Raw genomic sequence first — 10,552 nt, forward strand, 5'->3', positions numbered from 1 at the left:
AGAGGTATGAAGCACTTACGCCTTCTCGCCTGGCTCGCTTTCGCACCCGTCGCGCTGGCCTGCGAGGCCGATGCCGGGCCGGTCGGCGCGGGCTTTCAGCCGCTGCCCTCCGACGTCGTGCTGACCGACGTGACGCACAACATCACGTCGGAAGGCGTGCGTTACGCGAAGCTCGTCTCTGATTCGGTCTACCAGTACCAGGACAGCTCGACGGTCGCACTCTTCGGCGTGGACCTGACGCTGTACGACGCCAGCGGGAACGTGTCGGCCACGGTGACCTCGCTCTTCGGCGACCTGAACGAGCGAACCAACGAGATGGTCGCGCGCGGCAATGTCGTGGTGCTGCGCGCCAATGACACCGAGCGGATCGAGACGGACGAGCTGCACTACAATCCGCAGACGCATCGGATCTGGAGCGACGTCCACACGACGCGCACGGTGGATGGCTGCACGCAGGAGGGTGACGGCGTGCAGACCGACGACCAGTTCCGGTCCGTTACGCTGGAGAACGCGCGCGGCTGTCTGCCGGGGAACATCGTCTTCTGATGTGGGTGCGCTGCGTCCTTCCGGTCTGCGTGCTGCTCGCGCTCCCCGTCGCTGCGTACGCGCAGCAGGGCAGGGGCTGCGAGCTGGTGCGCTCACAGGGGACGACGCGCTCGTTCAACCTGAATACGCCCTTCCAGGTCGACCACATTCCGTATCCCGTCTTTTCCTGCGAAGGCGGACTCAGGATCTCGGCGGACAGCGCGGTGTTCATGCACAGCACCCGCCAGGTCTCGCTCTTCCGGAACGTTCTGTACGCTGACACGACCCGCTCGCTGGTGGCCGACCGCGCGCAGTACAACAGCGCTCAGCGTCACCTCGCCGCCGAGGGCAGCGTCGTACTCCTCGATCTGGCCACAGGCTCGCGCATCGATTCGCCGACCCTGGACTACTTCGAGGCCATGGAGGGGCGTCCGCAGTCGACTGTCGAGATCTACAGCGGCCGGCCGCGCACCAGCGTGGTGCGCGAGGTGGTGGACGAGGGTCTGCCGCGCAGCGACACGACTGTGGTCGATGCCGATGCCCTGACCATCGTGGGCGAGGATGCGTTCCACTACCGTGGCAACGTCGTGATCACCGGGACGGACCTGCACGCCACGAGCGGCTTCGCCGACTTCCTCCAGGGCGGTGCGCGTGTCGAGCTCAGGACGGGCGCGCGCGTCACGTCGGAGGACGTGGTGCTGAACGGCGACACCATCATTGCGCTGCAGGACACCATTGCGGGTGAGCTGCGGGAAGTGGATGCACGGGGCAGTGCGCGTCTCGACTCCGAGGAGATCGACGTCGCGGCGCCCGCGATCCGGACATACTTCGAAGAGGGCGCCGTGAACCGGCTCGTGGCGCTGGGTCGCGGCGGTGCGCCCGGCGCAGCAATCGAGCAGGCGTATGCGTTTTCCGAGCAGTTCAACCTGAACGCTGACTCGATCGATGCGCTGCTTCCCGGTCAGCGAATCGAGGAAGTCACCGCGGTGGGCAACGCCTACGGTGAGCGGCTCGCCGAGGACGACTCGACACGCATCCAGGTCGCACCCGTCACGCCGCAGGACTCCGCCGTTGCACGGCTGCTCGCCCACGACTGGGTGCGCGGCGACACGATCCGCGCGTTCTTCGCGGACGCCGCGCCCGCCGATTCAGCGGGGGCAGCGATCGGCCTGGTGGCTGCGGCTGACACGGGCGCGGCGTTGCCGGACTCGCTTGCGCGGGTCATCGCGGGCGAGCCGGTGGCGACACCGGCCGACACGACAGAGCGCGTGCTCGAGCGCATCATCGCCCTCGGCGCGCCCGCCCGCGCCGCGAACCGCATGGTGAACGAGGATCGTCCCGACGAGCCGGCGGGGATCAGCTACATCACCGCGCAGCGCATCACGGTCGAGATCCGCGACGGTGCGATCGACACCGTGGAGGCGGAGGGGGATGTGAAGGGCGTGTACCTGCAGCCTCCGGGAAACCAGGGCACCGTTGCGTCAGGAGGGCGACCGTGACGCTGGATCGCTTCCTCGAGACGCTCAGTCCTCATGACGCTTCGGTCGCGCTCGCCCTGCGGGAGCTGGTCCGCCGCGCGGACGGCACCGGCTGCCTGGAGCGCGGTGAGTGGATCGCGGCTGTACTGGCCGCCCATGCCAACCTGCCGGGTGCGCATCCGACCATCGCGGATTCCGCCGCGAGCGGCGACCTTCCCGATCCCGGCGAGCTGGACCGGTACCTCGAGGAGCACGTCCTTGGGCGTCTCACGGCGGACGGACTCGCACTGGCGCAGCCCGCGACGGATGCATGGGAGCGGGTGTGCCTGCAGGGCGTCGCCCTCGACGCCCTCGCCGCCCGCGACGCGTGGGTCGAGCGACTGGACGGTGCGGTAAGGAACTTGCTCGAAGGCGACGGGCGCCAGTCCGGGGGGGGGCGGCCGATTGAGCCGCGCCACGTGGAGGACGGCAGCCGCCTCTCGGCCAGCGGGCTGGTCAAGATCTACCGCAAGCGGCGCGTCGTCGCGGACGTGGACGTGGAGGTGCGGCAGGGCGAGATCGTCGGGCTGCTGGGGCCGAACGGGGCGGGGAAGACGACGACGTTCTACATGATCGTCGGACTGATCTCGCCGGACGGCGGGCAGGTGTTCCTGGACGACAGGGAGCTGACCAGGCTTCCGATGTACCGGCGCGCGCGCCTGGGGATCGGCTACCTTGCGCAGGAGCCCTCGATCTTCCGCCGGCTGACGGTGGAGGAGAACATCCTGGCGATTCTGGAGACGATGAAGCTGTCGCGCTCGCAGCGGAAGCAGCGGCTGGACGGGCTGCTCGACGAGCTGGGGCTGCGGCACCTCCGGAAATCAAAGGCGTACTCGCTCTCGGGCGGAGAGCGTCGCAGGCTGGAGATCACGCGCGCGCTGGTCACGCAGCCGAAGTTCATGCTGCTGGACGAGCCGTTTGCGGGTGTCGACCCGATCGCGGTGCACGACATCCAGCAGATCGTCGCGGACCTGCGGCATCGCGGGATCGGCGTGATCATCAGCGATCACAACGTCGAGCAGACGCTCGACATCGTGGATCGCGCCTACATCATGTATGACGGGCACGTCCGTGTCTCGGGCACGGTGCAGGAGCTGGTCTGGAACGACGAGGTGGCCGAGATCTATTTCGGCCCGACACTCACGGCGCGCATGCGCCAGCGATATCAACGTCCTGAAGTGGCAGCCGTATGAGCTCGATGAAGACTGGTCTCTACCAGGGGACACAGCTCAAGCAGGAGATGAAGATCAATCCACGCCTGTACCAGGCGATGGATCTCCTGTACATGCCGCTGCTCGACCTGCAGCAGCATATCAAGCAGGAAATGCTGAACAACCCCTTCCTCGACCTGGAGGAGCCGCAGGTCACGGAGGAGGAAACGCAGGTCAAGGACGAGCAGAAGGAGCGCGAGAAGGAAAAGGAGCAGGAGGAGATCGACTGGGAGGAGATTCTCCTGGACGGTTTCGAGGCCGGCGGCCGGCGCGCGGAGTACGAGGACAAGGAGTACTACGAGCCGGTGCCGGTCGACACGCGGGACCTCTACGACCACCTGCGCGACCAGCTCATGCTGATGCCGCTGCCGCAGCGCGACATCCTGCTGGGCGAGGAGTTCATCGGCAACATCGACGAGAACGGCTACCTGACCTGTCCCGTGGAGGACGTGGTCACGGGGTTGAACACGTGGGTGGCCGAGCACGGTGCCGCGTGGGAGCAGGACTCGGGCGAGCCGCTTCGGCCCTTCACGCTCGGTGAGGGCGAGAAGATGCTGAAGGTGATCCAGGACTTCGATCCGCCCGGCATCGGCGCCCGCGACCTGCGCGAGTGCCTGCTGCTGCAGATGCTGGACGAGGAGCTGGAGGACACGCTCGCCTACCGGATCGTGCACGACTATTTCGACCAGCTCATCAATCACCGCTGGTCGGAGATCTCCAAGGAGCTGTCGATCACGCCGCGCGACGTGCAGAGCGCCGCGGACGAGATTGCCAAGCTGGACCCGAAGCCGGGGCTGAAGTACGCGGCGCCGGGCGACAACTACATCACGCCGGACCTGATCGTCGACAAGATCGACGGCGAGTACCTGGTCTTCCTGAACGACACGAGCCTGCCGCGCCTGAAGCTGTCACGGGCGTACCGCGAGATCGCCAGGGACAAATCCAAGTTCAAGGGCGAGAACAAGGAGTTCATCTCCAACAAGCTGAACTCCGCGAACTGGATGATCCAGGCGATCGAGCAGCGCCGCCAGACGATGCTGAAAGTTATGAACTTCATCGTCGACCGGCAGCGCGAGTTCTTCGAAAAGGGTGTGCAGTACCTGAAGCCGCTGACGCTGCGTGAAGTCGCCGAGGTCATCAACATGCACGAGTCGACGGTCTCGCGCGTGACCAACGAGAAGTTCGTGCAGACGCCCCGCGGCGTGCTGCCGCTCAAGTTCTTCTTCTCGAGCGGCCTCTCGACGACATCGGGCGAGGACGTGAGCGCGCGCGGCATCAAGGCGAAGATCCAGAAGCTGGTCGACGAGGAGGAGCCGAAGAAGCCGCTGACCGACCAGGCGATCGTGAACATCCTGAAGCAGGAAGGCATTCAGATCGCGCGTCGCACGGTCGCCAAGTACCGCGACCAGCTCGGCATCCTGTCGGCTCGCATGCGCAAGCGGGTGTGATTCATCCTGCGCCGCACCGCACGTGGTGCGGCGCTCGTTCATCCCGGATCCATGGCCACGACGCTGGGTGAGCAGACGACGGTGAAGCAGCCGCAGCTGTCGGAGCGGATGCGGCACGACTTCGCCATTGTCGTTCCCGCATACAACGAGGTGGAGAACGTCCCCGAGCTCGTGAGCGAGCTGCGGCAGACGTTCGAGCGGCACGGCCTCTCGGGCGAGGTGCTGCTGGTCGACGACGGCTCGACGGACGGCACGGGCGACCTTGCGCGGAGGGAAGCCGAGCACTGGCCGGCGCTGCGCGTGCTCTCGCACCGTCGCAACTTCGGCAAGACAGAGGCGATGCTGACCGCCGCCGAGGCGACCACCAGGACGTGGCTGGTCCTGTTCGACGCCGACCTGCAGCACGGCACGGAGGAGATCCCGCGGTTCCTGGCGAAGGCAGAGGAGGGGTGGGACATCGTGTGCGGCCGCAAGGTCGGGCGCTACGAGAAGGCGGCCGTCTCGAGCATCTACAACCGGCTGAGCCGCGCGGTCTTCGACATCCCGGTCAGCGACACGAACTCGATGAAGGCGTTCCGCCGCGAGATTCTGGAGGAGGTGCGGCTGCGCCACGACTGGCACCGCTTCTTCGTGGTGCTCGCGTACGCGCGCGGCTACTCGGCCACCGAGATCGACATCGAGCTGCTGCCGCGCCGGCATGGTGTCGCGAAGTACTCGGGTCGAGGCCGCATCCTGGTCGGTGTCCTCGACCTGGTATCCGTGGCGTTCTTCCTGTTCTTCTCCCGCAAGCCGCTCATCCTGTTCGGTGCGAGCGGTCTCATCATGGCCGCGCTCGGCATCCTGGTCGGGCTCGTGACCATCGTGCTGCGCATCGGGCACTGGATGCCGCCCTTCGGCTTCCGGCCGCTGCTGTACCTCGTGATCCTGCTCGAGGTGCTCGGCTTCCTGCTGGTCGGCTTCGGCTTTGTCGCGGAGCTGGTCGCGCAGCAGCAGGCGGAGCTGGACGCGCTGCAACGGAAGCTGTCACGCGCACTGCGCGGTGAACACAGCGACGACGGCCGGGCGTGAGCAGAAAGCAGCGGAAGCCGCGTGTGCTCGTGGTCGCCGGGACGCGTCCCGAGGCGATCAAGCTTGCGCCCGTGATGGAGGCGCTCGTCGCACGCGACGAGGTGGAGACGCGTCTCGCGCTCACGGGCCAGCACACGGACCTCGTCGACCAGGTGCTGGAGGTCTTCGGTCTCGAGCCGAGCTGGGACCTCGGCATCATGCGCGAGGGGCAGTCGCTCTACGACGTCGCCGCAGGCTGTCTCACCGAGCTGCGCGCCGTGTATGCGGAGTACGAGCCGAACCTGGTGCTCGTCCAGGGCGACACGGCGAGCGTGTTCTTCGGCTCGCTCACCGGCTTCTTCGAGAAGACCCGGGTCGGTCATGTCGAAGCGGGACTGCGCAGCCATGACAAGTGGCGGCCGTACCCCGAGGAGGTGCTGCGTCGGCTGACCAGTGTCGTCGCCGACATGCACTTCGCGCCGACGCCACTCGCCCGCGAGAACCTGCTCGCGGAGGGCGTTCCCGACGACATCGTGTACGTCACCGGCAACACCGTTGTCGACGCACTCGGCCGCATTGCCGCGCGCGAGCGGCCGGTGCGCGATCCTGTGCTGCGCAACGTGCTCGCGGACCGCCGGCGGCTGGTGCTGCTGACCGCGCACCGGCGCGAGTCCTTCGGAGCACCACTGCGCGAGGCGTTCGACGCCGTGCGCGACGTGGCGGACGCGCACGAGGACATCGTCGTCGTGTACCCGGTGCACCCGAACCCGCAGGTGAAAGCGACCGCCGAGGCGACGCTCGCAGGTCACCCGCGTGTCCGGCTCGTACCGCCGCTCGACTACTTCGACCTGATCCAGGCACTGCGCGCGTCCACGCTCGTGATCACCGATTCGGGCGGAATCCAGGAGGAAGCGCCCAGCTTCGAGACGCCCGTGCTGGTGCTGCGTGAGGTCACGGAGCGGCCCGAGGGCGTGAACGCGGGCGTGGCGGAGCTGGTCGGCACCGACGGTGACGCCATCCGCACCCGTGCCGCCGCGCTCCTCGCCGACCCGGGCGTCGCCGAGCGGCTGCGGACGGTGGGGAACCCGTACGGCGACGGACGGGCTGGCCAGCGCATCGCCGACATCGTCGTGCACCGGCTGACCGGCGCGGAGCGACGCACCAGCGACTGGAACCCGGCCGCATGAAGGTCCTGCAGCAGTGCATCTACTTTCCACCCGAGGTCGGAGGGCTGGAAAGTCACGCCTGGTATCTCTGTCGCGAGCTGGTGCGCATGGGCGACGATGTCACCATGGTGACGTCGCTGTCGCAGCCGGGGCTGAAGAGGGACGAGGTGAGGGAGGGCGTGCGCGTGGTGCGGCGCTGGATGCCCGGGCGCACGCCGGCCGGGTGGATCGCCCACACGAGCGCGACGTTTCCCGCCTACCTGCGCCTGGCACGCCACGCGGACGTCCTGCACGCGCAGACCTTCGCGTCCGCGCCGCCGGGCATGCTCGCGAAGCGGCTCTATGGTCACCCCCTCGTGCTCACGCTCCATACGTCGCATTTTCTCCGGCTGGCGGGACAGCCGCGCTGGCAGCCCGTGCTCCGCGGGATCATCCGCGCCGCGGACTGGCTGCTCGCCGCGAGTACGGAGATCCGCGACGTCGCACTCGGGCTGTACGAGCATCCGCGCGCGGAGGCGCTCACGAACGGCGTCGACACCACGATGTTCGCGCCCGGTCCTGCAGCGCCTGTGCCGGCCGGGCGACGACGCCTGATCGTGCCGCGCCGGCTGTTCGAGAAGAATGGCGTCGAATACTTCATCCGTGCGCTGCCGCTCGTGCGCGAGCGGCTGGACGTGGAGGCGGTGCTCGTGGGCGACGGGCCGGAACGAGCGAAGCTGGAGGCGCTCACGCAGTCGCTCGGCGTCAGGGAAGTCGTCACGTTCCTCGGTGCGCGCCCGAACACGGAGCTGCCCGGGCTGCTCGCGTCAGCGGAGGTGGCGGTGTTCCCGTCGCTCATGGAGGCGACCAGCGTGGCGGCGCTCGAGGCGATGAGCTGCGGTGTGCCGGTCGCCGCGTCACGCGTGGGCGGGCTTCCGGAGATCGTGGACGAGAGCGTCGGGACGCTGTTCGAGCCGGCCAACCCGCAGGACCTGGCGGCGCGGCTCGTCGCATTGCTGCAGAGCGGGGAGCTGGAGGAGCGTGGCCGGCGCGCGCGTGAGCGCGTGGTCGCGAACTGGAGCGTGCGGCGGCTGGCGGAGCGACATCGCGAGATCTATCAGACCCTGCTGGACGAGAGACGGACGTGAACGCAACGAAGGCCCGTACGGCGAAAAGAGCGACGGCGCCCGCATCCGCAGTGGAGCGCGTGCCGGCATGGGCGCCGCCCGTGCTCTACGCGCTCGCTACGCTGCTGCTGTTCCGCGAGGCCGTCTTCACGGGTGCCGGGATCCTCGGCATCGACACGATGGCGTTGAGCTACTTCGCACGCGACTTCTACACGGACGTCGTGAGGAGCGGCACGTTCCCGCTGTGGAATCCGCTGATCCTGGGCGGGCTGCCCTTCGTCGAGGGGATGCACGGCGACATCTTCTACCCGTTCTCGCTCGCGTTCTTCTTTCTCGACCCGCTGCACTTCTGGACCGTGAAGATGGCCGGCCACGTATTCCTGGCCGGTGTGTTCACGTACCTGTGGCTGCGCCGCGGGCTGGACGTGCGGCGCGGGCCCGCCATGTTCGGCGGCCTGGTCTTCATGATGGGCGCGGACCTGGTCAGCCTCGTCTACCCGGGCGGCGACGGGAAGCTGTTCGTATCTGCGCTCGCACCCCTCGTCTTCCTGCTGGCCGAGCGGTGCATGCGACACCGCCGCGTGAGTGACTTCGCGTTCTTCGCGCTCGGCATCGCGCTCGTGATGTTCACGTCGCACATGCAGCTCGCCTACTTCACCGTCTGGGGCGTGTCGTTGTACATGGTGTTCCGGGCGGTGCAGATCGGCCGGGTGGAGGGTGCAGGGAAGGGCGCCGCGCTGTTCGGCGCCTTCGCGCTGGTCGGCGTGCTGGGCGTCGCCGCCGCGGCCGTGCAGTTCCTGCCGCCGCTCCAGTACCTGCAGGAGTGGTCGCAGCGCGCGGACCGGACAGCGTCCGAGACCGGCGACGCGTATGAGTACGCGACCTCCTTCTCGCTGCACCCCGAGGAGATCATGTCCCTCGTGGTGCCGGAGTTCGTCGGCGACAACGCGCAGACGGAGACGCGCAGCGGCAACACGTACTGGGGCCGCAACCCGATGAAGCTGAACCACGAGTACGCCGGCTTCATCCCGCTGCTGCTCGCGCCCATCCTGTTCCTGCGCAGGCGTGACGCGCGCGCATGGTTCTTCGCCGGCCTGGCACTGCTTTCCCTGGTGTATGCGCTCGGCGCCAATACGCCGTTGTTCCGGCTGTTCTACCTGCTGCCGGGCGTGTCGCTCTTCCGCGCACCGTCGCTGATCATCTTCCTGTACGGCCTGAGCGTCGCAACACTCGGCGCGCTCGCGTTGCAGCGCATGCTCGACTGGGCACACGGTTCGGTCGACGAACAGCGGGCGGTGACGAAGTACCTGCTGATCGCGACGGCCGCCTTCGGGTTGCTTGCACTGGTCGAGTTCGCCGGCGGGGTCACGTCGCTCTGGCGTGCACTACTCTACAGCGACCTCGCACCGCCACGGCTGCAGGCGCTCGCTGCCAACGCCGACAACATCCAGCTCGGCTTCTGGCTGACGTTCCTGTTCGCCGCCATCGTAACCGGGCTCTGGTACGGCCTGTCCCGCAAGCTGTACGGCCCCGTGCTCGCGCTCTGGCTGCTGGTCGGTGTCGCCGCACTCGACGAGTACCGTGTCGGCCGGCCCTTCATCCGCGCCACGGTGCTGCTGAACCGCTTCGCGATGGATCCCGTCATGCTGCAACCGGACGAGTCGATCCGCTTCCTGCAGCAGCGCCAGGCCGCCGGTGAGGTCTTCCGCGTGCACGACCTCGGCTACGCCCTCGGCCAGGCGACATACGGCAGCAACATCCTCGCGATCCACGGCATCGAACAGGTCGGCGGGCATCACGGCAACGAGATGCGCTACTACGACCGGTTGATCGGCAGGCAGGACCAGGTGCCCAACGCCGTCCGCATCCTGCAGACGCCAGAGGGAGCCCAGGTCGAGGACTTCAGCCTGCTGCAACGCACCAATGCGGAGTACGTGGTCACGCCCGGACGCATCCAGCACCCGATGCTCGAGGAGGTGTTCGTCGGTTCGCGCAGCGCCGTGTACCGGTTGCAGGGTGTGCTGCCGCGCGCGTTCCTGGTGGGCAATGCCGAGGTCGTCTCCGATGATGTCGCGCTGGAGCGAATGCTCGACCCGGCGTTCGACGTCACCGGCACCGCGCTGCTTGCCACGCCGCTCGCGTCGGCGCAGTCGGGCGCCGGGGCGGTGCAGGGCAGCGTGGAGATCGCCGGGCGCGGACTGGACGAGATGACCCTGCGCGTGCAGACCGACGCGCCCGCCGTGCTGGTCGTGCTCGACAACTACTTTCCGGCATGGCATGCATGGGTCGACGGGGAGGAGGTTCAGGTGGTGCGAGCGAACCTGGCGTTCCGCGCACTGCCGGTCCCTGCAGGCGAGCACACCGTCACCATGCGCTACGTGCCGGAGTCGCTGCACGCCGGTGTAATGACCTCGGTCGGGTTGATCCTGCTGCTCACCGTCGTCGGTGTGGGTGGACTGGTGCTGGCCCGACGCCGCGACGGACGCGCTGCCCACAGCGTCGCTGATGCCGCGACTGCCGCGGACTGAGCGC

General features: G+C 67.9%; 8 protein-coding genes. All 8 read left to right on the forward strand.

Annotated features, from left to right (window positions below; all coding sequences use genetic code 11):
* The first annotated feature begins 6 nt into the window (after positions 1 to 6).
* Genes lptC through VFU06_07160 form a run of 8 tightly spaced genes read left to right on the forward strand, consistent with a single transcriptional unit; the run spans position 7 to position 10,548 of the window.
* On the forward strand, positions 7 to 546 hold the full coding sequence (gene lptC, locus VFU06_07125) for an LPS export ABC transporter periplasmic protein LptC (protein ID HEU5209166.1): 540 nt from the start codon (positions 7 to 9) through the stop codon (positions 544 to 546).
* Entirely contained in the window at positions 546 to 2,024 is a 1,479-nt protein-coding gene (locus VFU06_07130; GenBank protein HEU5209167.1) for a hypothetical protein, read from the forward strand. Before lptC ends, VFU06_07130 begins: the two co-directional genes overlap by 1 nt.
* Positions 2,021 to 3,235: an LPS export ABC transporter ATP-binding protein gene (lptB, locus tag VFU06_07135; GenBank protein ID HEU5209168.1), complete on the forward strand. Its 1,215-nt coding sequence runs from the start codon at positions 2,021 to 2,023 to the stop codon at positions 3,233 to 3,235. Before VFU06_07130 ends, lptB begins: the two co-directional genes overlap by 4 nt.
* A gap of 5 nt (positions 3,236 to 3,240) precedes the next feature.
* Positions 3,241 to 4,701, forward strand: a complete 1,461-nt coding sequence (gene rpoN / locus VFU06_07140) for an RNA polymerase factor sigma-54 (protein HEU5209169.1) — start codon at positions 3,241 to 3,243, stop codon at positions 4,699 to 4,701.
* A 51-nt stretch (positions 4,702 to 4,752) separates the two neighbouring features.
* Positions 4,753 to 5,769, forward strand: coding sequence for a glycosyltransferase family 2 protein (locus VFU06_07145; GenBank protein HEU5209170.1), 1,017 nt, complete (start codon positions 4,753 to 4,755; stop codon positions 5,767 to 5,769).
* On the forward strand, positions 5,766 to 6,935 hold the full coding sequence (gene wecB, locus VFU06_07150; GenBank protein ID HEU5209171.1) for a UDP-N-acetylglucosamine 2-epimerase (non-hydrolyzing): 1,170 nt from the start codon (positions 5,766 to 5,768) through the stop codon (positions 6,933 to 6,935). The genes VFU06_07145 and wecB overlap by 4 nt, the downstream gene beginning before the upstream one ends.
* Complete coding sequence (locus VFU06_07155; GenBank protein HEU5209172.1) at positions 6,932 to 8,041, forward strand: glycosyltransferase family 4 protein; 1,110 nt, start codon at positions 6,932 to 6,934, stop codon at positions 8,039 to 8,041. The genes wecB and VFU06_07155 overlap by 4 nt, the downstream gene beginning before the upstream one ends.
* Complete coding sequence (locus VFU06_07160; GenBank protein HEU5209173.1) at positions 8,038 to 10,548, forward strand: YfhO family protein; 2,511 nt, start codon at positions 8,038 to 8,040, stop codon at positions 10,546 to 10,548. Before VFU06_07155 ends, VFU06_07160 begins: the two co-directional genes overlap by 4 nt.
* Positions 10,549 to 10,552: the final 4 nt, after the last annotated feature.

This window comes from Longimicrobiales bacterium (assembly GCA_035764935.1).
Classification (GTDB): domain Bacteria; phylum Gemmatimonadota; class Gemmatimonadetes; order Longimicrobiales; family RSA9; genus DASTYK01.